Origin of the sequence: Halorarius halobius (assembly GCF_024298865.1) — an archaeon.
Taxonomy (GTDB): Archaea; Halobacteriota; Halobacteria; order Halobacteriales; family Haloarculaceae; genus Halorarius; species Halorarius halobius.
This window is the reverse complement of sequence record NZ_CP101161.1, coordinates 670801-695099: the sequence shown is the minus strand read 5'-3', so window position 1 is coordinate 695099 and position 24299 is coordinate 670801. Positions and strand designations below refer to the sequence as shown.

General features: G+C 70.0%; 34 protein-coding genes and 1 tRNA gene. 15 read left to right on the top strand and 20 right to left on the bottom strand.

What is annotated here, in order from left to right:
• Positions 1–47: 47 nt before the first annotated feature.
• Positions 48–551 carry a GNAT family N-acetyltransferase gene (locus NL112_RS03650; protein ID WP_255151278.1) on the top strand — a complete coding sequence of 168 codons (504 nt, stop codon included), beginning with the start codon at positions 48–50 and terminating at the stop codon, positions 549–551.
• Positions 552–638: 87 nt separating this feature from the next.
• Here the strand turns inward: NL112_RS03650 and NL112_RS03645 are convergent, their stop codons facing one another.
• The gene (locus tag NL112_RS03645) at positions 639–1223 is read right to left on the bottom strand and encodes a plastocyanin/azurin family copper-binding protein (RefSeq protein ID WP_255151277.1); all 585 of its coding nucleotides are present in this window, start codon (positions 1221–1223) and stop codon (positions 639–641) included.
• Between the two features lie 94 nt (positions 1224–1317).
• On the bottom strand, positions 1318–2193 hold the full coding sequence (locus NL112_RS03640) for a universal stress protein (protein WP_255151276.1): 876 nt from the start codon (positions 2191–2193) through the stop codon (positions 1318–1320).
• A gap of 76 nt (positions 2194–2269) precedes the next feature.
• Here NL112_RS03640 and NL112_RS03635 point away from each other — a divergent pair, with 76 nt between their 5' ends.
• A complete protein-coding gene (locus tag NL112_RS03635; protein WP_255151275.1) occupies positions 2270–2536 on the top strand; it encodes a DUF8152 family protein in 267 nt (88 codons plus the stop codon).
• Between the two features lie 310 nt (positions 2537–2846).
• On the opposite strand, the gene NL112_RS03630 is transcribed toward NL112_RS03635, so the two are convergent.
• Positions 2847–3869: a sodium:calcium antiporter gene (locus NL112_RS03630; protein ID WP_255151274.1), complete on the bottom strand. Its 1023-nt coding sequence runs from the start codon at positions 3867–3869 to the stop codon at positions 2847–2849.
• A 92-nt stretch (positions 3870–3961) separates the two neighbouring features.
• Here NL112_RS03630 and NL112_RS03625 point away from each other — a divergent pair, with 92 nt between their 5' ends.
• Complete coding sequence (locus NL112_RS03625) at positions 3962–4120, top strand: hypothetical protein (RefSeq protein WP_255151273.1); 159 nt, start codon at positions 3962–3964, stop codon at positions 4118–4120.
• A 1-nt stretch (position 4121) separates the two neighbouring features.
• Here the strand turns inward: NL112_RS03625 and NL112_RS03620 are convergent, their stop codons facing one another.
• Positions 4122–4733, bottom strand: a complete 612-nt coding sequence (locus NL112_RS03620; protein ID WP_255151272.1) for an SIMPL domain-containing protein — start codon at positions 4731–4733, stop codon at positions 4122–4124.
• Between the two features lie 90 nt (positions 4734–4823).
• Between NL112_RS03620 and NL112_RS03615 the strand changes: the two genes are divergently transcribed.
• The 3 genes from NL112_RS03615 (at position 4824) to NL112_RS03605 (ending at position 6418) form a co-directional block, all read left to right on the top strand.
• Positions 4824–4930: transfer RNA gene (locus NL112_RS03615), tRNA-Ile, on the top strand.
• Between the two features lie 453 nt (positions 4931–5383).
• Positions 5384–5821 carry a type IV pilin domain-containing protein gene (locus tag NL112_RS03610; RefSeq protein WP_255151271.1) on the top strand — a complete coding sequence of 146 codons (438 nt, stop codon included), beginning with the start codon at positions 5384–5386 and terminating at the stop codon, positions 5819–5821.
• Positions 5822–6418 (top strand): type IV pilin domain-containing protein, encoded by a 597-nt coding sequence (locus NL112_RS03605; RefSeq protein ID WP_255151270.1) that lies wholly within the window; start codon positions 5822–5824, stop codon positions 6416–6418.
• 216 nt (positions 6419–6634) lie between these two features.
• On the opposite strand, the gene NL112_RS03600 is transcribed toward NL112_RS03605, so the two are convergent.
• Positions 6635–7039 (bottom strand): hypothetical protein, encoded by a 405-nt coding sequence (locus NL112_RS03600; protein WP_255151269.1) that lies wholly within the window; start codon positions 7037–7039, stop codon positions 6635–6637.
• A 160-nt stretch (positions 7040–7199) separates the two neighbouring features.
• Between NL112_RS03600 and NL112_RS03595 the strand changes: the two genes are divergently transcribed.
• Entirely contained in the window at positions 7200–7433 is a 234-nt protein-coding gene (locus NL112_RS03595; protein ID WP_255151268.1) for a HalOD1 output domain-containing protein, read from the top strand.
• A gap of 263 nt (positions 7434–7696) precedes the next feature.
• Here NL112_RS03595 and NL112_RS03590 read toward each other — a convergent pair whose 3' ends face one another.
• Positions 7697–7951 carry a hypothetical protein gene (locus tag NL112_RS03590; RefSeq protein ID WP_255151267.1) on the bottom strand — a complete coding sequence of 85 codons (255 nt, stop codon included), beginning with the start codon at positions 7949–7951 and terminating at the stop codon, positions 7697–7699.
• 92 nt (positions 7952–8043) lie between these two features.
• The gene (gene fer / locus NL112_RS03585) at positions 8044–8682 is read right to left on the bottom strand and encodes a ferredoxin Fer (RefSeq protein WP_255151266.1); all 639 of its coding nucleotides are present in this window, start codon (positions 8680–8682) and stop codon (positions 8044–8046) included.
• A gap of 168 nt (positions 8683–8850) precedes the next feature.
• On the opposite strand from fer, the gene NL112_RS03580 reads away from it, so the two are divergent.
• On the top strand, positions 8851–9564 hold the full coding sequence (locus NL112_RS03580) for a sterol carrier protein (RefSeq protein WP_255151265.1): 714 nt from the start codon (positions 8851–8853) through the stop codon (positions 9562–9564).
• 20 nt (positions 9565–9584) lie between these two features.
• Here NL112_RS03580 and NL112_RS03575 read toward each other — a convergent pair whose 3' ends face one another.
• Positions 9585–9752 (bottom strand): hypothetical protein, encoded by a 168-nt coding sequence (locus NL112_RS03575; RefSeq protein ID WP_255151264.1) that lies wholly within the window; start codon positions 9750–9752, stop codon positions 9585–9587.
• A gap of 180 nt (positions 9753–9932) precedes the next feature.
• On the opposite strand from NL112_RS03575, the gene NL112_RS03570 reads away from it, so the two are divergent.
• The gene (locus tag NL112_RS03570; protein WP_255151263.1) at positions 9933–10472 is read left to right on the top strand and encodes a GNAT family N-acetyltransferase; all 540 of its coding nucleotides are present in this window, start codon (positions 9933–9935) and stop codon (positions 10470–10472) included.
• Here the strand turns inward: NL112_RS03570 and NL112_RS03565 are convergent, their stop codons facing one another.
• The gene (locus tag NL112_RS03565) at positions 10473–10772 is read right to left on the bottom strand and encodes a hypothetical protein (RefSeq protein WP_255151262.1); all 300 of its coding nucleotides are present in this window, start codon (positions 10770–10772) and stop codon (positions 10473–10475) included.
• 161 nt (positions 10773–10933) lie between these two features.
• Here NL112_RS03565 and katG point away from each other — a divergent pair, with 161 nt between their 5' ends.
• Positions 10934–13090, top strand: coding sequence for a catalase/peroxidase HPI (katG, locus tag NL112_RS03560; protein WP_255151261.1), 2157 nt, complete (start codon positions 10934–10936; stop codon positions 13088–13090).
• Between the two features lie 27 nt (positions 13091–13117).
• On the opposite strand, the gene NL112_RS03555 is transcribed toward katG, so the two are convergent.
• Positions 13118–13420 carry a putative quinol monooxygenase gene (locus NL112_RS03555; protein WP_255151260.1) on the bottom strand — a complete coding sequence of 101 codons (303 nt, stop codon included), beginning with the start codon at positions 13418–13420 and terminating at the stop codon, positions 13118–13120.
• A gap of 92 nt (positions 13421–13512) precedes the next feature.
• Here NL112_RS03555 and NL112_RS03550 point away from each other — a divergent pair, with 92 nt between their 5' ends.
• Positions 13513–14871, top strand: a complete 1359-nt coding sequence (locus tag NL112_RS03550) for a hypothetical protein (protein WP_255151259.1) — start codon at positions 13513–13515, stop codon at positions 14869–14871.
• Here NL112_RS03550 and NL112_RS03545 read toward each other — a convergent pair.
• Together NL112_RS03545 and NL112_RS03540 are read right to left on the bottom strand one after the other, a co-directional pair.
• Complete coding sequence (locus NL112_RS03545) at positions 14868–15413, bottom strand: DUF7998 family protein (protein ID WP_255151258.1); 546 nt, start codon at positions 15411–15413, stop codon at positions 14868–14870. The genes NL112_RS03550 and NL112_RS03545 overlap by 4 nt on opposite strands.
• A 50-nt stretch (positions 15414–15463) precedes the next feature.
• The gene (locus NL112_RS03540; RefSeq protein WP_255151257.1) at positions 15464–15874 is read right to left on the bottom strand and encodes an SRPBCC family protein; all 411 of its coding nucleotides are present in this window, start codon (positions 15872–15874) and stop codon (positions 15464–15466) included.
• Positions 15875–15994: 120 nt separating this feature from the next.
• Between NL112_RS03540 and NL112_RS03535 the strand changes: the two genes are divergently transcribed.
• From NL112_RS03535 to NL112_RS03525, 3 genes are all read left to right on the top strand, one after another.
• On the top strand, positions 15995–16300 hold the full coding sequence (locus tag NL112_RS03535) for an Htur_1727 family rSAM-partnered candidate RiPP (RefSeq protein WP_255151256.1): 306 nt from the start codon (positions 15995–15997) through the stop codon (positions 16298–16300).
• Positions 16297–17514 (top strand): TIGR04347 family pseudo-SAM/SPASM protein, encoded by a 1218-nt coding sequence (locus NL112_RS03530; RefSeq protein WP_255151255.1) that lies wholly within the window; start codon positions 16297–16299, stop codon positions 17512–17514. The genes NL112_RS03535 and NL112_RS03530 overlap by 4 nt, the downstream gene beginning before the upstream one ends.
• A 63-nt stretch (positions 17515–17577) precedes the next feature.
• Positions 17578–17724: a hypothetical protein gene (locus NL112_RS03525; protein WP_255151254.1), complete on the top strand. Its 147-nt coding sequence runs from the start codon at positions 17578–17580 to the stop codon at positions 17722–17724.
• Here the strand turns inward: NL112_RS03525 and NL112_RS03520 are convergent, their stop codons facing one another.
• From NL112_RS03520 to NL112_RS03495, 6 genes are read right to left on the bottom strand one after another with little or no spacing between them, the layout of a single operon-like run.
• Positions 17725–18015, bottom strand: a complete 291-nt coding sequence (locus NL112_RS03520; protein WP_255151253.1) for a hypothetical protein — start codon at positions 18013–18015, stop codon at positions 17725–17727. It lies immediately after the preceding gene.
• A 4-nt stretch (positions 18016–18019) separates the two neighbouring features.
• Entirely contained in the window at positions 18020–19108 is a 1089-nt protein-coding gene (locus tag NL112_RS03515) for a TIGR04053 family radical SAM/SPASM domain-containing protein (RefSeq protein WP_255151252.1), read from the bottom strand.
• Positions 19105–19395, bottom strand: coding sequence for a CGCGG family rSAM-modified RiPP protein (locus NL112_RS03510; RefSeq protein ID WP_255151251.1), 291 nt, complete (start codon positions 19393–19395; stop codon positions 19105–19107). The genes NL112_RS03515 and NL112_RS03510 overlap by 4 nt, the downstream gene beginning before the upstream one ends.
• A gap of 52 nt (positions 19396–19447) precedes the next feature.
• Positions 19448–19708 (bottom strand): DUF2249 domain-containing protein, encoded by a 261-nt coding sequence (locus NL112_RS03505; RefSeq protein WP_255151250.1) that lies wholly within the window; start codon positions 19706–19708, stop codon positions 19448–19450.
• Between the two features lie 50 nt (positions 19709–19758).
• Positions 19759–19992 (bottom strand): DUF2249 domain-containing protein, encoded by a 234-nt coding sequence (locus NL112_RS03500; protein WP_255151249.1) that lies wholly within the window; start codon positions 19990–19992, stop codon positions 19759–19761.
• 50 nt (positions 19993–20042) lie between these two features.
• A complete protein-coding gene (locus NL112_RS03495) occupies positions 20043–20261 on the bottom strand; it encodes a DUF2249 domain-containing protein (protein ID WP_255151248.1) in 219 nt (72 codons plus the stop codon).
• A gap of 92 nt (positions 20262–20353) precedes the next feature.
• On the opposite strand from NL112_RS03495, the gene NL112_RS03490 reads away from it, so the two are divergent.
• Positions 20354–21427, top strand: a complete 1074-nt coding sequence (locus NL112_RS03490; RefSeq protein ID WP_255151247.1) for a S1C family serine protease — start codon at positions 20354–20356, stop codon at positions 21425–21427.
• Here NL112_RS03490 and NL112_RS03485 read toward each other — a convergent pair whose 3' ends face one another.
• Together NL112_RS03485 and NL112_RS03480 are read right to left on the bottom strand one after the other, a co-directional pair.
• The gene (locus NL112_RS03485; protein ID WP_255151246.1) at positions 21428–21604 is read right to left on the bottom strand and encodes a hypothetical protein; all 177 of its coding nucleotides are present in this window, start codon (positions 21602–21604) and stop codon (positions 21428–21430) included.
• 66 nt (positions 21605–21670) lie between these two features.
• A complete protein-coding gene (locus NL112_RS03480) occupies positions 21671–24202 on the bottom strand; it encodes a heavy metal translocating P-type ATPase (protein WP_255151245.1) in 2532 nt (843 codons plus the stop codon).
• Positions 24203–24299 lie beyond the last annotated feature (97 nt).

Below are 24299 nucleotides of genomic sequence, written 5' to 3'. Positions count from 1 at the left end.
CCGTCGGGGGCGAAACGCCTAATCGACCGTCTCACATACGGTAGCACATGACGGTCCGCGAGGCGACGGCCGACGACGTCGAGCCGATACGCGAGGTCGCCCGGCGCTCGTGGGAGACCGACTACCCGGACATCGTGAGCCGCGAAACAGTCTCCGAGGGCGTCGAGGCGTGGTACGGGGGCGAGCGACTGGCCGACGCCGTCGAGCGGCCGAGCGCGCTCGTTCACGTCGCAGTGGCCGACGGCGACGTGGTCGGGTTCGCACACGGGGAGCTCTCGGGCCGGACGGGCCACGTCCTGCGCCTGTACGTCGACCCCGAGCGCCGTGGCCGCGGCGTGGGTGGCGAACTGCTCGAGGTGACCCTCGACGCGCTGTTCGACGGCGACGTCGACGCCGTGGAGGCGACGGTGCTCGCGGCGAACGACCCCGGGAACGAGTTCTACCGCGCGCACGGGTTCGAGAAGACCGGAGCGGACACGACGACCATCGGCGACGAGTCCCACCCCGAGAACGTCTACCGGCTTCCCCGCGAAGCGTGGGACGAGCCGTGACGTGGGCGGCGTGCAGTAGCCTGTTCACGCGGACGGTTCGCGGTGGCCGGTACGCCGGGACGCCCGTTTTCGGGGACCGGTGTCCGGTCACTCTTCGAGCCCGTAGTCGCCGCCGTACTTGAGAAACACGTACACGAGCCCCAGCACGGACAGCAGTGCCATCGTCGCCGCCGAGACGACCGACAGTGCCGAGTCGGGCACCTGTGGCACGGGTCGGCCGCCGCCGTCGCCGGCCGGGGTACCACCGCCGGTCCCAACCTCCACGGTGCCGAGCATCCCCGCCGACTCGTGGGGGATACAGAAGTACTCGTAGGTGCCCTCCACCTCGAACGTGTGCTCGTACGACTCGCCGCCCGGGATGTCGCCCTCGGGGTAGCCGCTCCGGGCGGCCGACTCGCCGTCGAAGCCGCCGCTGGCGAAGTAGGCGGCCTCGTCGGGGATGTCGTCCTCGTAGGCGGTCACCGAGTGGCCGACGGTGCCGACGTTCTCCCAGACGACGGTGTCGCCCGGTGCGATGGCGATGCTGTCGGGGTCGAACACCAGGCCGTCGGTCATATCGACCGTGTGGGTCGTCGCCTCCTGTGCGGCGGCCGACCCGGTGGCCGCGGCGGTGCCGACGGCGGTACCCCGGAGGAACGTTCGCCGGGAGACGCTGTCCGGTTCGGCGGTCATCACCGCCCGTTCGACGCGGTCCCGGTTAGTTATCGAGCGCGTTCCGGGCGCCCGCGGCCGCTCCCCAGCCGGTAGTTCGAGCTTTCCGGGCGGTTCAGTCGTCGTGGGGGCCGCGCACGGTCAGTACCGGGACGGGCGCGGTGCGGACGAGCTTCTCGGTCACGCTCCCGAGCAGGTAGCGGTCGACCCCCGTCGTCCCGTGAGTGCCGACGACGAGGAGGTCGACGTCGTTGTCGTCGACGTACTCGAGGACGTTGCGGTGGATGGAGCCGGCGAACCCGACCGTCTCGGTCACCGACTCGACGCCCGCCTCGCGGGCCCGGTCGGCGGCCTCGTCCAGCGTCGATTCGGCGCGCTCCTCGAGGAAGTCGACCTGGACGCCCGTCCGCACGTCGATGCCGAGGCTCGCCACGTCGACGACCGACAGCAGATGGAGCGCCGCGCCCGTCCCCGTCACGACGTCGACGCCGAGCGCCAGCGCCGCGCTCGCGGGCTCGCTCCCGTCGGTCGGCACTAGCACGTCGCGGTAGGGGTAGCGGACGCGTGCGTCCTCGCCGGGCCGGAGCGTCAACACCGGCACGTCCGACCGGCGGACCACCCGTTCGGTCGTGCTACCGAGCAGTAGCCGCTCCAGCCCCCGCCGACCGTGCGTCGGCATCACCACGAGGTCGGCGTGGTCGTCGGCGTACGCGACGATTTCGCGATGGGGCTCGCCTTCCTCCATGGCCGTGACCGTCTCGACGCCGCGGTCGGCGGCCCGCTCGGCCGCGGCCGCGACGAACTCCTCGCCGGTCTCGCGTCGCCGCTCCCCGAGCGCGGAGTTCACCCCGGCGCCCCGCGCCACCCCGGTGTCGACGACGTTGAGGACGTGGAGCGTCGCGCCGCTGTCGGCCGCGAGGTCGAGCGCGTGGTCCAGCGCCGCGGCCGCCCCCTCACTGCCGTCGGTCGGGAACAGGATGCTGTCGAACATACGGCGACTACGACGACCGCGAGCAAAAAGCCGGCGCGCCGCCGACCTCTTTGTCCCGCGGCGCCGAGACGCCGGCATGGTCGACGAGCGCGTCCGCCGGCTCCACGAGCATCTTGCGGCGACCGCCGAACTGCCGCTCGACCGGACGGCGACGCGCTGGGTCGCGGAGGCCGAAGCCGTCGCGGCCGACTGCCGCCACATCGACAACCCGGCGGTGGTCCGCGACCGGGTGCGCGAGGTCGCCGAGCTACTGTCGAACGTCGAGTCGACCGGCCATCCGGAGGCCGACGACCACGTCGCGGCGGCCGCGGAACTCGCGGCCGACGTCGTCGACGAGGCGTGAGTGCCCTCCGGCGGTCGGGGGCGGAAAAGGGGAGCGGAAAAGCGGAGCGGGAAGCGCGAGGTACCCCCGGCATCGCGGGGCGAACTCGGGGGGCCGACTGCCTCACCTGATGGCGTCCGACCCGCAGTCGGGACAGGTCTCGACGCTGTCGTCGAGGCGGGCGAGGTCGTCACGCCCGCAGTCGAGGCAGATGCGGACCCGTGCTGTCGTCCCCATCGAATCGGCGTTCGGTCGGAAGTGGGTTAACCGTTCCCCCGGTTTTTGCCGGTGTGACGCGGGTTCACGCGCGGTTTCGCTCGTCCCCGGCGTCTCACCCGCCCCGGATGACGCTCGTCGCGCCGACCGTCTCCGCGACCACCCACGCGACGAACAGCGCGTACGTCGCGAGCAGGGTGTACGACTCGACGGTCGTCAACGAGAGGTCCGTCCGCAGGATGGTAAACAGGAGGACGGTCGCGGCCGTCAGCGCCGCGAGCATCGGCACCGCGGTGGCGAAGTCGATGGGGACGCTCCCGACGATGAGCACGCCGACCGGCACCGCCACCAGCAGGTCGAACGTGTTCGACCCGAGCACGTTCCCGAGGCTGGTGGCACCGTTGTCGGCGCGGGCCGACCGCACGCTGACGAGGGTGTCCGGGAGGCTCGTGGCGGCCGCCAGGACGGTGACGCCCGCGAGGAACTCGGGAACGCCGAACGTCCGACCGAGCGATTCGAGGCCGCCGACGAGCACGTGGACGGCCACGAGAATGACCAGCAGGCTGGCGGCGAGGCGGCCCCACTCGCGGGCCACCGGCACGTCGACCCGCTCGGCGGCGTGGTCGCTCACGTCCTGCCACTGGATGAACAGGTACAGCCCGTACAGAAGCAGGGGGAGCATCGCCAGCGGCCGGGTCACCTCGCCGACGAGCGTCGTGTCCGGGACGGGGGCGTAGATGACCGCCAGCGCGAACGTGACGACCAGCGCCGAGACGGATATCATGTAGAACTGGGCCTCCTTGTAGACGACCGTCCGGTTCGCCTCCAGCGGTTCGTCCTTCGCCAGCCCAGACAGTCCGGGTATCACGAGCACGTTGAAGATGGCGGAGCCGACGACGGCGCCGACGCCCATCTCGAACACGCCGGCCAGCGCCGCGACGACGACGCTCGCGAGTTCGGGGAAACTGGACCCGACGGCGACGACGACGGAGCCCTGCACGACCGCCGGGAGCCCGTAGTAGGCCGCCAGCCGCTCGGCGGCCTGCTCCAGCCAGCCGCTCCCGACCCAGACGACGCCCGACGCCACCACGATGAGCAGGACGTTCACGATGGGGGTGTCCGGCAGGCCGAGTACCATCGTCGGCCCTTCCGGTATCGGCGGCAAGAACCTACCGGTCGCGTTGTGAACTGGAAAGAACGTTCAGGAGTCGTGGTGCCGTACACGGGGGCATGGGCGACACCGAGGAAGGCCGTGAGAAACAGGCCGACGACGAGGAGCGGTCCCAGCGGGAGCACGAACTCGAGGAGGAACTGGAACAGCGGGAGGCCGACGAGAAGCGCCGTCGGGAGCGCGACGAAGAGGAGGAGGAGATGGACGACGGCGAGTGACTCACTCCCCGCGGAGTTCGTAGGTCACCTCGACGGCCGCCGCGACGGCCACCGGGTCGGGCCGGAACTCGGTGGTGTCCTGCCACTCGATGGACGACTCGACGATGCTCTCGAAGGAGTCGTCGGGCTCCACCTCGACGGCGCGGACGCTCCCGAGACCGCCGTCGGCCGCGGCGGCGGCCGCCTCCGCTTTCCCGTGAGCGGTGGCCATCGCGGCCGTGACCGCCTCGCGCTCCAGCGACTCGCGGGTCTCGGCGGCGACGCCGGTGCCGAGTCGGTGGACCGTCGCACCCGCGTCCGTCGCGGCCACGAGCGCCTCCTCGACGCCGTCGAGCGGCACGTCGACCGACAGCGCCGCCGTCGCGCGGTAGTCGTCCGAGTCGTCGCAGTCGAACCGCTCGGTCGGGTCGTCGAGGCTGAACTCCGTCGACCGGACGTCGTCGACGCCCGCCGTCGCGAGCGCGTCACGGACGCGCGCCTCGTGGTCGCGGGCCCGCTCGCGCGCCTCGGCGGCCGACGCCCCCTCGCCCGTCGCTCGCAGTTCGATACACCCCCGCGTCGGGACGGCGGTCGCCTCGCCGGTCGCCGTCACCGTCACCGTGCGTTCGGTCACGGCTCCCGGTGTGTGCCGTGGTAGCATAAACGCTGGGTGGCGACCGCCTCGCAGTATTTATCACGGTCCACCGAATAGCCGGGACTGCAAGGGCCCTTAGCTTAGTCTGGTTATAGCACCCGGCTCATATCGGGCGCTGACGCGCGTCAGGTCCGTGGGACACCGGGCGGCCGCTGGTTCAAATCCGGCAGGGCCCATCCCTCAGACGGCCGATTCTGGGCCACCACCGAATCTACGCATAGCACCTGCTACCGACCGAAAACAGGAGACTCGACCAGACGAAACCACCCGCTCGGAGTGGGCCCAACTACGGCCATGTAGGGGTCGCGCGCCGTCCCGCGACACTCGTGACCGAACGAGGCGGTGCGGCGTGACGAACGACCGGTGCCGGTGCCAGCACGACGGTGACGTGGGAAGAGGAGCGCGTGGTGGTCTCGACACACTACGGCTCCTCTCGATGAACTCGTATAGATAAATGATATATTGGTGCTATCGCCCGCCGTCTCACATAGGTTGCTTCCGGTGGTTTCGAGTTCCGAGTTGGCCGAGGAGTTTTATAGTACGGACACAGCAGGAGGAATTAACGCGGCGCGTCGGCCCGCTGTGAAGCGTTGCGAATCAGGTCGAGGTGACGCGGGAGAAGACAACATATGCAACTGAAGAATCTGATTACGGACGAGGACGCCGTTTCCCCGGTTATCGGTGTCATTCTGATGGTGGCTATTACAGTTATCCTGGCGGCCGTCATCGGGACGTTCGTCCTCGGCCTCGGCGACCAAGTGCAGAGTAGCGCTCCCAACGCGAACTTCGAGTTCACGTACGAACAGGATACGTCGCCCCCTGGCATTACAATCACTCACACTGGCGGCCAAGACGTTGATGCAGACAATGTGATAATCCAAGGGGCATCTGACGACAGCGACAACGCCGATACCAACAGTTATACTGGTTGGAGTGACTCGACGATCTCCACCGGTTCTGCATGGGACGGTAGTGTAGACAGTAGCGTAGACACCGTCCGTGTTGTGTGGGAGTCTCCCTCGGGTGGAACATCTAACACGATTGGTGAGAGTGAGGTCCCCTCATAAATGCAACTGCAAACCTTGGTCTCTGACGACGATGCCGTCAGCCCTGTTATCGGGGTTATCTTGATGGTTGCCATTACGGTCATTCTGGCGGCCGTCATCGGGACGTTCGTCCTTGGTCTTGGTGACCAAGTACAGAGCAGTGCCCCCAACGCGAACTTCCAGTTCGAGTACTCTGACGCGACAATCGACGATACTTCGAACGGTAATGGGCCGGCTGAAACAAAGGAAGTCGTGGTTACTCACGACGGTGGGCAAGACGTAAACACAGACAACATCGTTGTCCAAATCGATGGGTCGCCAGCATACGGGCTAGATTCCACCACGAATTCTGGCCCTGTGGGTGTCGCATTGCCGTTCGCAGGCGTTGACTCTCTGTCGACCGGCGACAGCGCAACCTTCTATTGGGTGAATACAGACTCGAACACCATTGAAGCAAGTGACACAATCACCGATACTGGCACATCGAGTCTTTCTGCTTCCGGCGGCTCGCCATTCTCTCCTGAAGTGATTGAGAGCGGTGATACTGTTAGAATTGTCTGGCAAGCCCCGGGCGGCGGTTCGTCGAACACCATCGGCGAGTCCGAAGTCCCGTCGTAGCGCCCGCGAATCACCCTCTCACCGTATTCCAGCACCGAACAATGGCTATTCTCGCACTCCAAGCACGTTCGCCGCCTCGGTCGGACTCCTCCCGCGGCCGCCGTCCCGGCGGACGTAGTTCCGTCGGTGCCGAGTAGAGAAAAACGAAGCAATATCGGCAGGGGAACGCCCGGTCAGACGGTCTCTCGGTGGCGTCTCCGGCAGGGGGTCGCCGACTCACTCCGGTCCGTGGATGTTCTGGCGCTCCGCTTCGAGCCGCTGACACCCGACGACCAGCGAGTCCGGAATTTCGGTCGCCGTCGAATGGAGCGCCTCGAACACCACCGCGACCTCCTCGAACCGCTCCCCGCGGGACGCACGCATCGGCTCGGTCTCCCACTCGATGAACCCGCGTTCGGCCAGCAGAGGCAGGTGCTGGTGGTACAACTCGGTCCGGAGCCTGTCGGGGTCCATCGGCACGTTCGGGTTCATCGCGCTCGCGGGAAGCAGTACGGAGCCTTCGGGGTCCGCATCCATCAGCGAGACGATCAACTGGCGGCGTGGCTCGGCCGACGCCGCCTCGAACACCCGGTCCCACCGTTCGATGATCCGTCGTCCGTTGTCGAACCGAACTTTCGTCATAGTTGAACTATCGATATCTTCCGATAATAATGTTCGAGTTCGTTTCGTCGAACCGAGACGGACCCGTCCGATACTCGTGCCGTGCGGTGTCCGCCATCGGTCCACGTGACACGGGTGCCGGCGTCAGAACGCCTTTGAACCTGGACTGTCAAGGCAACCCATGTCATCACACGAGAACGGCGTCGTGCACGCGGTCATCGACGCCGTCGCCGCCCACGAGGGGGTCGACGAGACGGACCTCGACCCGCCGCTGGACGACGCGATAGACGCCGACGCGCTGTCCGCGCTGTACGACGACCACTCCGCTCCGACCGTCCGGTTCAGCTACCGCGACCACACCGTCGTCGTCACCGGGCCCGACGCCGTGGAAGTCGAGACCGGCCCCTCGGCCTGACCAGTCGCCGCCGCGACGGCCGACCTGACTCGGTGGCACACCGGAAAACTGGGGGATTTCGTCGCCGGATGACCTGCCACGAATAATACCATCCGAGCAACTACACCGTGTTCGTCGTGTTCTGCGTGGTGAACGAATCGAGATGGACGACCGGCCGGGGCTCACGTCAGCGACCGTGGGTCACTTCGAGGGCGAACACGGGCTACGCGAGTGACGGCCGCCCCCGTTCCTGACGGGGGTCGCGCCCCGTGGGGCCAGCGACGTCACGTCTCGGCCAGTCGGATGCCGCGCGCGATGACGTACATCAGCACGACCCCCGTACCGACCGCGAGGACGAACTGCGCGACGATGGTAAACAGCGCGCCGACGCCGTTGCCGGCGAACAGGAGCGCGACGACGAACGGGACGAGCGCCAGTCCGCCGAACAGGGCAATCAGCCCCGCCAGCGGGTACGCTTCGCGCTGTATCTGGTCGCTGTCGAGGCCGCCGGTCTCCGGGTCGATGAACGGACGTGTCATCGTTCCCAGGTGAAAGCGTCGCGTGATGAACGTTCGGCTTCGCGTCGGGGGGCGGGGTCGCGTTCGGCCACCCCCCGTCGGTCCTCGCGCCCTCAGTTGAACCGGCCCGCGGGCAACAGTAGTTCCTCGAGCGCGGGGAGGTGTTTCACGTTGAACACCACCTTCGCCTCCTCGGAGGTGGGGGCACTGATACACGAGAGCCGGACCCCTTTCTCCAGCAGTTCCTGCGGCAGGATGTGGCTCTTGGGCATCGGCATCTCCCCCTCGTAGACGGCGACCGCACAGTTGCTACACGCGCCGCCGCGGCACGCGAACGGCCAGTCGAACCCGCGGTTCTCGGCGGCCTCCAGTAGCGACTCGCTCGGTTCGACAAGCAGGCGGCCGTGGTCGGCCGGGTCGAGGTCCGCGGCCGCGGCCTTCTCGAACAGGTCGTCGTCCGCGAGGCTCCAGCCGTGGTCCGCGAGCACGTCGTAGTCGAGATACTCGACGTGCGTCTCCGGTTCCGCCTCCTGTTCGGGGATGTCGACGCCGTCGTCGGCGCTCTCGGGGACGGGGTCGGGTGCGTCCTCGGCGGCCATCGCCGCCTCGTAGGCGCGGCGCACCCGCCGGAACTCCCCGACCGACCCCCCGTGGTCGGGGTGGGCGTCCTTCACGCGCTGGCGGTAGGCGCGCTCGATGGTCTCGGCGTCCGCGTCGGCGTCGACACCGAGGACGTCGAACGGAGAATCCACACGCATCGGTAGGAAACCGGGCGAGTAAAGCCTGCCGTCCCGGGCCAATCCTGCTGGCTGTCGGACGCGCCGACGGTGTCGACGGCCGCGGGCCGCAGGTCGCCCTGGGACCGCAGTTCTGCGGTAACAGATACTTCAGTGGGCTCGCCGTGGGTTGGCGGTAGCTGTATGCCACAGTTCCCCACTCGACGGTGGCTGACCGAGTACGCCCGCCGACTGGACGAGTGCGACGCGCTCGACGAGGTGGCCGCCGGCTGGGGCGAGCGATTCGACGGCGACGTGCTGCTGGTCATCGAGGACCTGCCGGTCGCGGAGACGACCGTCGGCGACCTGCCGCCCGCGATACGGTCGGAGATACCCGGCGCCGTCCGGTCGACCGTCTCGGAACTGACGCTCGCGGAGGCGACCGACTACCTCGACGCCGGCGTTCGGGCGGAACTGCCCGCGTCGGTCGCTGACCTCCTCGACCAGCTCGACCGGTACGTCGCCGACGGCACCGTCCGCGCGTACGTCGGGCTGGAGGAGGGTCGGTGTACCGGCGCGCGACTGCTCGCGCCCGACGAGGAGCCCGAGGTCGGGTTCGAGGTCCGTGGTTCGTACCCGACGTGGCGACAGATACTCGAGGGCCGGCCAGCGCTGTCGGCCGCGGTGGGCAACGACCTCTCGGTGCGGGGCAACGTCGTCCGGCTGGCCCAGTACGCGGCCGTCTTCCACCTGCTCGGGGACGTGGCCGCGGAGGTGGAGACGACCCACCTGTTCGACGGGCCGTCGCCGTCCGCGGGCGACGCGCTACTCGACGGCGCGCTCCGCGGTCCGATAACGGTCCAGCAGGAGGCCCAGCGCCGGGCCGCATGGGTCTCGCGGACGCTCGACCTCGTGTAGTTGCGGTCGGACGGCTCGGGCTACCGCATCTCGGCGAGCGACCGGACGGTGTCGGACATCAGCCACGCGGCGTCGTTGTCCGCCTCGGTCAGGCTCAGCGCGTAGAACGATTCGCGGCCGTCGTCGACGGTGATGCGGTAGCCTTCGGCGGTCAGGGGGGGTCTCTCTGCCTGCTCGGTCTGCTCCACGCCCGCCCCGAAGGGGTGGACGTTGAAGTGGCAGTCGGAACCGTACCAAAACTGCCGCAAACGTGCGGGAGTGGGGCGCTGTCGTCCGATTCTCGACTAGACCCGGACGCGGCGAGGCCCCGCTCGTACGGCCGGCTCACCCCACACGTTTAGCCCCGCCGGGTCGAACGTCCCGCGTCGATGTACCAGGGCCACTTCCCACCGCTGGGACGGGTCGGCGTCGTCGCCCCCCCGCCGCTCGGGTTCTTCGACGGCGAGGAGCGGTACGTCGACCTCCAGGCGTACGGGGAGGGTCCGGTCGACGACGAGCGCGACGCGGTCGTCGAGATGTATCTGACGTTCGACCCACAGTTCCGCACGCTCGGCGTCCCCCCGATTAGCGCGGCGGCCGTCCGCGAGTGGCAGGACGTACTGCTGGACGGCCACTGCGTGCTCGCGTGGCACGGCGACCGCGTGGTCGGGCAGGCGGTGCTCGTCCCCGACGGCGACGGCGACCACGAGTTCGCCATCTTCCTCCATCAGGAGTACCACGGCGCCGGCATCGGGACGCGGCTCACGGAGGCGACGCTGAGCTACGGCCACGAGCGCGGGGTCGACCGGGTGTGGCTCCTCGTCGAGCGCGACAACCGACCGGCGGTGGCGCTGTACCGCGACGTGGGCTTCGCCGTCACGTCGACGGTCGGCGCGGAGATGGAGATGGCGCTGACGATGGACTGGTGACTACTCGGTGCGGGCGGCCGCGACGTGCTCGCGTGCCTCCTCGCGGGTCATCCCGCGGACGCCACACGAGCACGACAGCAGGTCGGGCTCCGCGGGGTCGTCCACCTGCTCGACGGTCTCGCGCCGGAGTTCGCCGGCGTCGGCGTCGTACGCGAACGAGACGCGGTAGCTGACCTGTGTGACGCCCTCGATTGCATGCTCCGCGTCGGGGTCGGGGTTCGCTATCGCGTCGGCGTGTTCCGCCTGCATCGACTCCTTCCACTCCCGGAGCGTCGCCTCCGGGTCGCGCTCGTCGTCCATGTCCGCGGCGTGGCTCGCGGCGCACAAAAAGCCGTCTCACGACGACGCGGCCGCGAACTCGACGAGTTCGGGTTCGCAAATCCGATAGATAGCTTGGCGCCAGCCAAGAGTTCGTTCCCGTTTGGACAATCTTAACACGGGAAGGCGACAACAGTACACCGATGACCAAGTCGAATCAAGACTGGTGGCCCAACCAGTTGAAGCTGAACGTACTCGACCGGAACGAGCGCCCGCGCGACCCGATGGGCGAGGAGTTCGACTACGCGGAGGCGTTTGAGTCGCTCGACCTCGAGTCGGTGAAGGCCGACATCGAGGACGTGATGACCGACTCACAGGAGTGGTGGCCGGCCGACTACGGCCACTACGGGCCGCTGTTCATCCGGATGGCGTGGCACAGCGCCGGCACGTACCGGGTCAAGGACGGCCGCGGCGGCGCGGCCGGCGGCCGACAGCGACTCCCGCCGATCAACAGCTGGCCGGACAACGTGAACCTCGACAAGGCGCGGCGCCTGCTCTGGCCGGTCAAACAGAAGTACGGCCGGCGCCTCTCGTGGGCGGACCTCATCGTCCTCGCGGGCAACGTCGCCCTGGAGTCGATGGGGTTCGAGACGTTCGGCTTCGCCGGCGGCCGCGAGGACGACTACACGGCCGACGAGTCGGTCGACTGGGGCCCCGAAGACGAGTGGGAGACGACCTCCCCCGAACGGTTCGACGAGGAGGGCCACCTCGAACACCCGCTCGGCAACACCGTGATGGGCCTCATCTACGTGAACCCCGAAGGGCCCAACGGCGAGCCGGACGTCGAGGGCTCGGCGACGAACATCCGCGACACGTTCAGCCACATGGCGATGAACGACGAGGAGACGGTCGCGCTCATCGCCGGCGGCCACACGTTCGGCAAGGTCCACGGCGCCGACTCCGGTGACAACCTCGGTCCCGAACCCGAGTCCGCCCCCATCGAGGACCAGGGCCTCGGCTGGGAGAACGAACACGGCACCGGCAAGGGTCCCGACACCATCACCAGCGGCATCGAGGGGCCCTGGACCAGCGCGCCGACCCAGTGGGACATGGGCTACGTCGACAACCTGCTCGACTACGAGTGGGAGGCCCACAAGGGGCCCGGCGGCGCGTGGCAGTGGCGGCCGGCCGGCGAGGGGCCGTCGGCGGACCTCCCGGACGAGGTTCCGGACGCGCACCTCCCCGACCAGATGGTCGACCCGATGATGCTGACGACCGACATCGCCCTGAAGGAGGACGACGACTTCCGGGCGGTCCTGGAGCAGTTCCAGGAGAACCCCGAGCAGTTCCGGGAGTCGTTCGCGAAGGCCTGGTACAAGCTCATCCACCGCGACATGGGCCCGCCCGAGCGGTTCCTCGGCCCGGAGGTCCCCGACGAGACGATGCTCTGGCAGGACCCCATCCCGGAGGCCGACTACGGGCTGGTCGACGACGAGGCGGTCGCCACGCTCGAAGCGGCGCTCCGCGATTCGGAGCTGTCCCGCTCCCAGCTGGTGAAGACCGCCTGGGCGGCGGCGTCGACGTACCGCGACAGCGACAAGCGTGGCGGCGCGAACGGCGCCCGAATCCGGCTCGACCCCCAGCGGAACTGGGAGGTGAACGAGCCCGAGGAGCTGGAGAGCGTGCTCGAGACCCTCGAGGACATCCGCGAGGAGTTCAACGCCTCCCGGTCGGACGGGACGAAGGTGTCGCTCGCCGACCTCGTGGTGCTGGGCGGCAACGTCGCCGTCGAGGACGCGGCCGCCGAAGCCGGCTACGACGTGGACGTGCCGTTCGAGCCCGGCCGCACGGACGCCTCACAGGAGCAGACCGACGTGGAGTCGTTCGAGGTGCTCGAACCGGAGGCCGACGGCTTCCGCAACTACCTCGGCGACGGCTACGACGAACTGCCCGAGGAGAAACTGGTCGACAAGGCGGAACTGCTCGACCTCTCGGTCCCCGAGATGACGGTGCTGGTCGGCGGCATGCGCGCGCTGGGCGCGACCTACGGCGACACCGACCGCGGCGTCCTCACCGACCGGCCGGGCGCGCTGACCAACGACTTCTTCGTCAACGTGCTCGACATGGCCTACGAGTGGGAACCGGTCTCCGAGGACGAGACGGTGTTCGAGGGGTACGACCGCGACACCGGCGACCTCGAGTGGGAGGCGACCCGCTTCGACCTGATATTCGGGTCGAACGCCCGCCTGCGTTCCATCGCGGACGTCTACGGCGGCGACGACGGCGAGGAGAAGTTCGTCGAGGAGTTCGTCGACGCGTGGCACAAGGTGATGACGCTCGACCGGTTCGACCTCGAGTAAAGTCGGCGTCGACGCACCGCGCGTCGCCTACATCAACTGCGATTTCTCGCTCACGTCGAACCGGTAGAGTTCGGGCGCACCGGCCGCGAACGACGGCACCTCGCTCTCGAAGGCGTTGTAGTGGTCGCTGTCCATGTGTGCGTTCAGCGCGTCCGCGTCCTCGTACTGCTCGATGATGCGGACGACGTTCTCGTCCTCGAGGTCCGTCGTGACGCGGTAGTCGATGACGCCGGCCTCCTCGCGGGAAGCCTGCGCGAGGTCGGTGGCGGCGTCGATGGCCTGTTCGCGGCTGTCCGGGTCGACCGGAATCTCGGCGGTGAGTACTATCACGAGCGTCGAGTCGCCGGGAACCGACAAAAACCTTCGTCGCGGCCGAACGTGTTCGGTGCCGGAGCCACGGTCCCCCGGGCCGAACTGGGGGCATGGCCGCGATTCCGGGCGAACTGGAGACCGAGAGCGCGCCGCCGATGGCCGTTCCGCTCCGCCACTTCCTCGTCGGGTTCGGTTTCCTGCTTGCGGGTGCCGGCGCGGGACTGGCGGCCCCGCTGGGGGTCGCTCCCGGACTCGCGACGCTCGCACACGTCCATCTCCTGGTAGCGGGGTGGGTCTGTATCACCATCATGGGGGCGATGACGCAGTTCGTCCCCGTCTGGTCGGGTGTGTCGCTGTACTCGCGGCGTATCGCGCGGTTCGAGTTGCCGCTCGTCGCCGTCGGCGTCGCCGGGATGGCCGCCGCGTTTGCCGCGGGGTCGGTCCACTGGATACACGGGTTCGGCGGTCTCGCTGTCGCCGGGTTCTGGGCGTTCGCGTACAACCTCGCGCGGACGCTGTGGCGCGCCCGCCCGCTCGACGTGACCGAGCGACATTTCGCGCTCGCGCTCGCGTTCTTCCTCGCGGTGCCGGCGCTCGGGTTCACGCTCGCGCTCGACTACACGCTCCCCGTGGCCGGGTGGCTCGGCGTCCCCCGGTCGGGTCTGCGGGGTGCCCACGTCACGCTCGCGGTGTTCGGCGCCGTCCTCACGACGGTGCTCGGGGCGCTGTACCAGCTCGCGACGATGTTCACCGCGACCGACCTCCACGGCGTCGACGAGCCGCTCCGGCGGGTCGAGTCGAGCGCCTACCCGGTGGGGGTGGTGGCGCTCGCCGCCGGCCGCCTGTGGGGCGTCAGCCTCCTCGGGCAGGTCGGGGGCGCGCTCGTCGTCGTCGGCCTGCTGGCGTTCAGCGTCGTCCTCGCGCGGCGCCTGTGGGAGACGCGCCAGCCCTGGACCCCGATGCTGGTCCGCTACGGCGTCGTCGCCGGGGCGCTCGCGGTGTGGGCGGCGCTGGCGCTCCCCGCGTGGCTGACCGACCCGCTGGCGCCGACGGCGCTGTTCGGCGCGCCCGGTACGGTCCACCTGCTACTGCTCGGCGTCGTCGGGTTCGTCGTCTGTGGCACCCTGTATCACGTCGTCCCGTTCGTCGTCTGGGTCCACCGGTACAGCGACCGACTGGGGTTCGAACCCGTCCCGATGATAGACGACCTCTACGACGCGCGGGTCGCGCGCGCGGACCTGCTGTGTCTGCTCGCGGGCACCGGCCTGCTCGCGCTCGCCGACGGGGTCGTGCTCCCGGCGCCCGTCACCGCCGTCGGCGGGGGACTGCTCGTCGCCGGCTTCCTGCTGTTCGTCGGCAACCTCGTGTACGTGCTCCACGAACACGCGCCCGATTCGGTGGTCGGCGTGCTCCTCGGGCGGTTCGGGAGCGAGGCGGGCGTCGCCGGCCCGGGGAACGACCGCGCTTAGAACGGACTGGTGAACTCCTCGGCCGGCGTCGCGTCGTCGTCGGGCGTCGGCACCGTCCCCGTCTCTTCGTACCGGCGTCCGAGCGCCGCGAGTTCGTCGTTGACGGCGCCCGCCTCGTCGTGCATCGGGTGGAGGCGAACCCGGACGACGTCGTAGTCGTGCCGGTCCGAGAGCGCGTTCCACGCCCGGAACGACCCCTTCGTGAGGGTGTGGCTCTGGGGACAGAACGGCGTCGTCGGCGTGAACTCCGCCCACAGCACGCCCGGGTCGTCGGCGTCGGTGGCGTAGCGGTAGCCCGCGTCCGGATGCCGGTCGTCGAGGTTCAGCGCCGCGAGGTTGTAGCCGAACGTCACGTCGTAGACGCCCCGCGCCTCGAACACGTCCCGGGTAGTCCGGTGGACCGCGAGATGCGCCTCGCCCGTCAGCACGTCGTGGTCGTCGAGGAACGGGCCGGGGTCGGGAAGCAGGTCGGGGTCGAACGTGTCGTAGTCGCCGTCAGGGTCGGCGCTCCCGCCGCCGAACCGGGTGGAGAACGGTGGCATACCCGTCCTTGGGTCGCCCGCTTCCTGTGTTCGGGCGCGAACGTGTTCGGTTACACGACCTGGGCGAGCCAGTCGAACTGCGAGGTGAGTTCGTGGCGGCGCTGGCGTTTCACCACCGTCGCGTCGAACACGGGGCCGAGATACCGGACGTCGACGGCGAACTCGGTGGTTGCGGTCACCTCGCTCCCGCCGTCGCGGTCGGCCACCGTATAGCGGGTCTCCATCTCCGAGAAGATGCCGTCCCGCTGGACGTACGCGAGCGCCGCGCCCTCGCGGTTGACCATCTCCAGCGTCAACTCGATGACCAGCAGGCCCACGGCGTTGCGGAGTTCGATGACGTCGCCGTCGACGCCCACCTCGTCGAACCCGCCGGCGCGCATGAACGCCTCGACGTCGGCCATCGCCTCGCGGACCGCGGCCGGCGGCGCGTCCACCTCGCGGCTGACGGTGACTGTCTGCACGGGTTGGCTTCGGGCGCGGGACGGTTGGCCGTTACGCCCGACGGTGGCTCCGGGTCGACCGTCGCCGGCCCCGAACACCTTCGGAACAACCCCCATTCGACGGGTGGCCGTAGCGCCGACATGGTCGAGCGAGAGAGCCGCCAGCGCGTCGGTGACCACCCCCGGGCGGCCGAGCGCCCGGAGTGGGAGGTGTTCGTCCGCGAGAAAGAGGGCGCTCCGCTCCGGTCGGTCGGGAGCGTGTCGGCACAGACCGCCGACGCCGCCCACGAGGCGGCGACGAGACTGTTCGCGTGGGACGCGCCCGAGGTGTGGGTCTGCCCGGCCGACGAGGTGGTCCGTTACTCGACCCACGACCTCGACGACGACGCCACAGTCGCTACGCCCGAGGGAGGCGAGGAGCCCCGGACGGCCGGGTTCGAGCCATGATTTCGGTCAGCAAACTCCTCTGTGGGCTCGACGCCGAGGGCGACGGCCTCCGGTACGACGCGGCCGACGAGTCCGCGGAGCCGCAGATACGCGAGGAGAAACAGCGCCGGCCGGTCGTCGTCTGGAACCTCACGAAGCAGTGCAACCTCTACTGCGACCACTGTTACGCCGCCGCCGACACCGACTGTGCGCCGGGAGAACTCTCCACGGCGGAGGGGAAACGCCTGCTCGACGACCTCGCGGCGTACGGCGTCCCCGTGGTCCTGTTCTCGGGCGGGGAACCGCTCGTCAGGGACGACCTCGCGGAACTGGTCGCGTACGCCAGCGACCGCGGCGTCCGGCCGGTGTTGTCGACGAACGGGACGCTCCTCACGCCCGAGCGCGTCGAGACGCTGAAGGCGGCGGGACTCGCGTACGCGGGCGTCTCCGTCGACGGTCTCGCGGCCCGCAACGACGACTTCCGCGGCCAGCAGGGCGCGTTCGACGCGGCCGTCCGGGGCATCGAGACGTGTCTCGACGCCGGCCTCAAGACCGGGCTCCGGTACACCATCACCGAGGCGACCCTTCCGGACCTCGACGGCGTCGTCGACCTGCTACACGACGTGGGCGTCGACCGGTTCTGCTTCTACCACCTCGACTACGGCGGCCGCGGGAACGACATCCGGGACGCCGACCTCTCTCCCGAGACGCGACGGGAGGCGGTCGAGCGCCTCTGCGAGATGACGCTCGACTACCACGACCGGGGCCACGACATCGAGACGTTGCTGGTGGGCAACTACGCGGACGCGGGCTTCCTCGTCGAGTACGCTCGCCGCGAGTTCGGCGAGGCCCACGCCGCCCGCGTCCACGAGTACCTGCGGCGCAACGGCGGCGACCCGGCCGGCGAACGCGTCGCGGACGTCGACTACCAGGGGAACGTCCACCTCACGCAGTTCTGGCAGGGGTACTCGCTGGGCAACGTCCGCGACCGGCCGTTCTCGGCCATCTGGGAGGACGAGTCGAACCCCCTGTTGCGGACGCTCCGGAACCGCGAGGACCACCTGCGGGGACGGTGTGCCGACTGCGCGTACCGGAGCGTCTGCCGCGGCGGGTCGCGCCTCCGGGCGCTGTCGGTCCACGACGACCCGTTCGCGCCCGACCCGCAGTGTTACCTCACCGAGGACGAACGGGCCGGCCCCGTCCCCTCGCCGGCGGACGGCGGCCCCGCGGACTGACGCCGGCAAAGTTCATTAACAATCGTTATATTTAATGGGGCGGCCGTGGAGACACGAGTCGTGATGCGAGGGACCAGCCCCCCGCCGCTCGTGCCCGAGATGCCGACCGAGACTACCACGACCAGCGACCCCGCACTCGCCGCCGACGGCGGGGAGCGTGGCGCCCGCGAGCAGGTGTTCGACGCACCGCTCGTCCCCGACTGTAGCTGACTACGCCTCCTCGAGGTCGAACAGCGTCGCCACGTAGGCGGCCGCGGCCTCGCTGTCGTCGACCGCCGCCAGCGGCGGGGCCAGCAGGTCGTCGGTCAGCGCCCGCGACAGGTCCGCGACGACCGCCCGCTGGACCTCGGTCAGGTCGCCGGCCGCCTCCAGTCGCGCGAGCGCGCGGTCGAGTTCCCGCTCGCGGTGCCTGTCGCCCCACCGGCGGAGCGCCGCGGCGACGGCCTCCGGGTCGGCCGTGGGGTCGGGCGCCTCGGGGTCGGCCGGTTCCGGTGCCGGCATCGACTCACCCGTGGGAGGGGCCGGGGAGCGGCCCGTCGTAGCCGTCCGGTTCGTACGCACACAGCGGGTCGCTCGCCAGCGCGTCGCCCGTGTGGGCGTACGCCCGGGAGCGACTGCCGCCACAGACGCCCCGGAACTCGCAGGCCCCGCATTTCCCGTGGAGCGCGTCGCGGTCGCGTAGCGCCCGGAACAGGGGGTCCGACCGGTACGTCTCGACGAGCGGGTCCTGCCGGACGTTGCCAGCCGGCTCGGGGAGGAACCCCGAGGGGAAGATTTCGCCGACGTGGCTGACGAACGCGAACCCGTCGCCGGCGGTGATGCCGAGGCGGCGGCCGATGCCGTCGCCGTCGGGCGCGTCGTCGGGCCGTCCCGCCCGCTGGAGCGCGACCCGGCGGTAGTGGGGCGCTTCGGTCGTCTTGACGCCGAACGGCGCCGACTCCGAGACCTCGTGGAGCCACGCCATCACCGACTCGGCCCGGTCGGACGAGACGGGGTCGAGCACCCGCCCGCGGCCGACCGGGACGAGGAAGAACACCGACCACAGCACCGCGCCGAGGTCGGCCACGAGGTCACGAATCGCGGGTAACTCGTCGACGGTCTCCGCACAGACGGTGGTGTTAATCTGGAGCGGAAGCCCCGCGTCGCGGGCGGCCCGCGCGGCCCGCAGGGTCGCCTCGAAACTGCCCGACTCGCCGCGGAACGCGTCGTGGCTGGCGGGCGTGCCGCCGTCGATGCTGAGCGCCATCCGACGGAGGCCGGCGTCGGCGAGTTCGGTGACGGCCGCCTCGTCCAGCGAGTCGGTGCCGCTTGGCGTCATCGTCATCCGCAGTCCCTGCCGGGTGCCGTACTCGACGAGGTCGGTCGCGTCCGTGCGGGCCAGCGGGTCGCCCCCCGACAGCACGACCAGTTGGCCGTCGCCGAACCGCGCGGCCTCGTCGAGCAGGCGCTTCCCCTCACGGGTGGTGAGTTCGTCCGGGTGGCGAGCGGGGTCGGCCTCGGCGCGGCAGTGGTCGCAGGCGAGGTCGCAGGCCTGCGTCAGTTCCCAGACGAGGACGAACGGCCGCTCGTCGGTGTCGACGTCGCGCGGGTTCACGGCGACCGCCCCCGACCCCGCCGGGTCACCTCGGAGACGTGGCCGGCCGCCCGCTCGTCGACGTGCTCCATCTCGACGGCGGTCCCGAACGCCTCCAGCAGGGGGACGAACAGGTATCTCCCCGGGTGGCCGTGCGCGTGTGGCGTGACGAGCCGTACTGTCGCTCTCGCGGGCGCCTCCCGCACGGCGTCGACGGCCGCGGTGACGACGGCCGCCTCCGCCTCGGCGTACCGGTCGCCGGTCAACTCGACCCGTCTCGCCGTCGCGTCGTGTGTTCCGTCCGGCATGCCCGGGCGTACGGCAGGACCGCCCGAAACCGCCGCCCCGAACACGTTCGCCTCAGTCGCGCCAGACGGCGGTGACGACCCCCTCCTCGGTCTCGACGGTGTCGTGGCGGTAGCCCCGCTCGTCGAGTTTGGGAAACAGGTGCTGTGGGACGCGGTCGTTCACCTGCACCAGCACCGTCTCGTCGTCCAGTTCGGCCAGCCGCTCCAGCGACCGACGCAGTGGCTCCGGCGGCGGGAGCTCCCGCGCGTCGAGGTGTTCGACCGGGCGGTCGCCCGGGGCGTCGGTCCCGGCGGTCGGGTCGCTGCGTGACATGTCCGACGAGAGGGCCGGCACCGCCACCAGCCTCGCCCCGAACACGTTCGCTACTTCTTCGGGAGCGTGGCGACGAACTCATCGGGGCCGCGCTCCTCGACGGCGTAGCCGTCGGCGTCGAACGCGTCCACCTCGGCCTGCATCTCGTAGAACAGCGGCTTCGGGTCGTGGTCGTTCACCAGCGTCAGCGCCTCGCCGGCGTCGAGTTCCTCGAACCGCTCGTGGATGAGCGGGTGGCGCTCGGCCGGCGGCACGTCGCGGAGGTCCAGTTCTGCGTCGCTCATGCGTCCGACCGTGGCCGCCGCGACGGGGTAGCCGTTCCCCCGAACACGTTCTACGCGTGCTCGATGGTGACCCGCCACTCGCCGTCGACCTGTTCGGCCTCGTAGCTGAACCCCCGCCGGTCGAGGACGGCGTACAGCGGCTCCGGCTCGAACCCGTTGACGAGGACGAGGCGACCGTCCTCTGGTAGCGACTGAAGCGCCTCCTCGATGGTCCCGAACGGTTCGCCGCCCACCTCGCGGGCGTCGAGTTCCCGGACGTCCTGTGACATGTGGGTCCAGTCGGCCGGCGACCCCGATGACGGTTCCCCCGATGATGTTCGCCGCGGCGAAGGCTGTTGTACGTGGCTCCCGTCTGTGGCGTATGGACCCGCCAGCACTCGACCGGCGTCGCTTCCTCCAGTTGTCCGCGAGCGCCGCGGCCGCGGGGCTGGCCGGCTGTTCGGCCGGCTACACGCCCGCCCAGTCGGAGCCGAAAGGGCGAAGCCAGCAGGAGGAACCCGCTCCCGAGAGCGTGTTCACGCAGGTGTACCGCGAGGTCATCGACAGCGTCGTCCAGATAGAGACCGACGCCAGCGCCGGCACCGCGTTCGTGTTCGACGACGGTCACGTCGTGACGAACGCCCACGTCGTCGGCGACGCGGAGGCGGCGGACGTGCGGTTCCGCGACGGGACCTGGCGCGCGGCGACGGTCGCCGGCACCGACGCGTACAGCGACCTCGCGGCCGTCGCCGTCGACGACCGGCCGGATGCGGCGACGCCGCTCCCGCTCCAGTCGCCCGACCCGGTGGTCGGACAGGAGGTGGTCGCCATCGGCAACCCGTTCGGGCTCTCCGGGTCGCTGACGACGGGCGTCGTCAGCGGCGTCAACCGCTCGATTCCCAGTCCCGCGGGGTTTCGTATCCCCGACTCCGTACAGACGGACGCGGCCGTCAACCCCGGCAACTCCGGCGGCCCGCTCGTCTCGCTGGAGGGGGAGGTGGTCGCGGTCATCAACTCCGGCGGCGGCGACAACGTCGCGTTCGGCATCTCCGCACCGCTCACCCGCCGGGTCGTGCCCGCGCTCATCGCCGACGGCGAGTACGACCACTCCTACGTCGGCGTCGGTCTGCGGCCGGTGACACCCGAGGTCGCGGAGGCGAACGGCCTCGCGGAGCCGGTCGGCATCATCGTGACCGAGGTGTTCCCGGGGACGCCCGCCGCCGGCGTGCTGGAGGGGAGCGACGAGACCGCGGTCGTCGACGGCATCGAGGTGCCGGTCGGCGGCGACGTGGTCGTCGCCATCGACGACGTGCGCATCCTGACCGCGGAGGACCTCGGGAGCTACCTCGCGCTCCACACCAGCCCCGGCCAGACGGTCCGGCTGACGGTGGTGCGGGACGGCACCGAGCGGACGGTGCCGCTGGAACTCGGCGAGCGCCCGCCGCCGGAGTCGTAATCAGTCGGCGTGAGGCGGCGCGCTCCCGACTGCGTGGCTCCGCGTCCGGGCGGTCCGCCGGAACGTCGCGTCGTGGCCCGCTTCGCTGTGTTCGATGAAGTGGTCCCACGCGGCGTCCAGGTCCGCGGTGAACAGCCGCTCGCCGCAACACCGGCAGGTGGAGGTGAACGCTGGCATCCACTCGGTCGGCCGCGCCCGGGCGGAAAAGCCGTTGGTATGTGTGCAGGTGAGGGGTCAGGTGGGCTATTGAGACGCGTCCGGCTCGGCGGCGTCCAGCCCGTCGGCCTCCACGCCCGACAGCCGCATCGCGTTCGCCGTCACCGCGGTCGTCATGCCGGCGTCGCCGACCAGCACCGCCGCCCAGATGGGGACGAGGCCGAACGGGACGCCCGCCGCCAGCAGCGCCTTCGCCGCGAGGCTCGCCCAGACGTTCTGTCTGATGACGCCGTTGGCCGACTGCGAGAGGTCGTAGAGATACGGCAGTTTCGAGAGGTCGTCCGACAGCAGGGCGATGTCGGCCGTCTCGATGGCGGTGTCGGTGCCCGCGGCCCCCATCGCCACGCCCACCGTCGCCGTCGCCAGCGCGGGCGCGTCGTTGATGCCGTCGCCGACCATCGCCACGTCGTGCTCGGCGGTCAGCTTCCCCATCAGGTCGGTCTTCTCTTCGGGGAGCAGTTCGGCGTGGACCTCGTCGACGCCGACCTGCTCGGCGACGGCGCGGGCCGTGCGCTCGTTGTCGCCGGTCAACATCACCGTCTTCTCGACGCCCAACTCCTTCAGGCGGGCGATGGCGCCGCGCGCCTCCGGCCGCACCTCGTCGGCGACGGCGACCACGCCCTCCAGTACCTCGTCGGTGCCGACCAGCACGACCGTCTTCCCCTCGGCCTGGAGTTCGGGTACCGTCTCGTTCAACAGGTCGAGACAGTTGTTCCGCTCGCACAGCTGGCGGCTCGTCCGGGTGACGACGCCGCCGTCGGTCGCGGCGTGGACGTGCGAGAGGTCGAACCCTAGCTCCTCGAACAGGCCGGGCTTGCCGGCGTAGTGTTTCTCGCCCGCGAGGTCGGCCTCGACTCCTTTGCCGGTGATGGACGCGAACTCCTCGACCGTGGGGCCGTCGACGTCGCGGTCGTCGGCCGCCTCGACGATGGCCTCGCCGATGGGGTGTTCAGAGCGGGTTTCCAGCCCGCGGGCACACCGGAGCACGTCCGCTTCGGTGTTGTCGCCGAGCGGCACCACGTCCGTCACCGTCAGTTCGCCGCGGGTGAGCGTCCCCGTCTTGTCGAACGCGACGACGTCCACCTCGCCCATCGCCTCCAGGTGGTTCCCGCCCTTCACGAGCACGCCGTTCTTCGCGGCGCTGGTGATGCCCGAGACGACGGTGACGGGCGTCGAGATGACGAACGCACAGGGGCACGCCAGCACCAGAAGCGTCAGCCCGTAGACGACGGCCGTCGTCCACGTCACGCCGAGCAGGACGGGGGTCGTTAGCGTCACGAGCACCGCGAATCCGACGACGACGGGCGTGTAGTAGCCGGCGAACCGCTCGACGAACTGCTCGCGGTCGGTCTTGTTCGACTGGGCCTCCTCCACGAGGTCGATGACCTTCGAGAGGGTGTCCTCGCCGGCGGGCGCGGTGACCTGCACCTCCAGATACCCCTCCTCGTTGACGGTGCCGGCGTACACTTCGTCGCCGGTGGTCTTGTCGACGGGCACCGACTCGCCGGTGACGGGCGCCTGGTTGACGGCGCTCGTCCCCTCGGTTACCTCGCCGTCGAGCGGCACCTTCTCGCCGGGGCGGACCAGCACCGTCTCGCCCACCTGCACGTCCTCGACCCGAACCGTCCGCTCCTCGCCGTCCCGGCGGACGGTCGCCTCCTCCGGCGAGAGGTCGAGCAGTTCCCGCATCGACTGTCGGGCGCGGTCCATCGAGTTGCGCTCCAGCAACTCGGCGACCGAGAACAGGAAGGCGAGCGTCGCCGCCTCGAAGTAGAGGCGCTCGCCGAAGCCGACGCTGACCGTCAGCGCGCCGAGGATGGCGATGCTCATCAGCAGGTCGATGTCGAGGTTGCGGTTGCGCGCCGAGTAGTAGCCGTTCCGCAGGATGGCCTGCCCACCGGCCGCGACGGCGGCGACGAACAGCAGGTCCGCGAGGTGGACCGCCCGCCCGAGCAGGTCGACGGTCGGGCCCGCGAACAGCCCGCCCGACAGCAGGCCGACCGCGAGCCCGATCGCCACGAGCGCGCCGCTGGCCCACGTCTTGACCGCCCGCGTGCTCGTCCAGACGGACTCACCGCCCGGGTCGGCGGTCGGCTCGCCGTCCCGGCCGGCGACGGGGTAGCCCGCCGCCTCGACGGCCGCGACCACGCGGTCGGCGTCGGTCACGTCGGGGTCGAACTCGACGACGACGCTCCCCTGGGTCGGGCGCGTCTCGTAGCCGGTGACGCCCGCGGCGTCCGCGAGCGCGGTCTCCACCTTGCCGGCACACGACGCGCAGTCCATCTCCGGCACCGACAGCGTCAGCGTCGTCCCCTCGACGACCTCGTAGCCAGCCGCCTCGACCCGCTCGACGACGGCCTCGCGGCTCGTCGCTTCCGGGTCGAACGTCACCACCAGCGTCCCAGTGGTCGCCTGTGGTTCGACGGACACGACGCCCGCTAGCTTCGCCACGCTCGTCTCCACCTTGCCGGCACACGACGCACAGTCCATCTCGGGCACGGACAGCCGGAGCCGCTCGCCCGCTGGCGCCGTGCCGTCGCCGGTCGCGTCGTCGCTCATTACTCGGAGGGAAGCCCTCACCACGTATTAATCCAACTGCTATACATCCCCTCTTCGTACACATATATTATCAATTCGAGCCGATTGGATTGTTAAA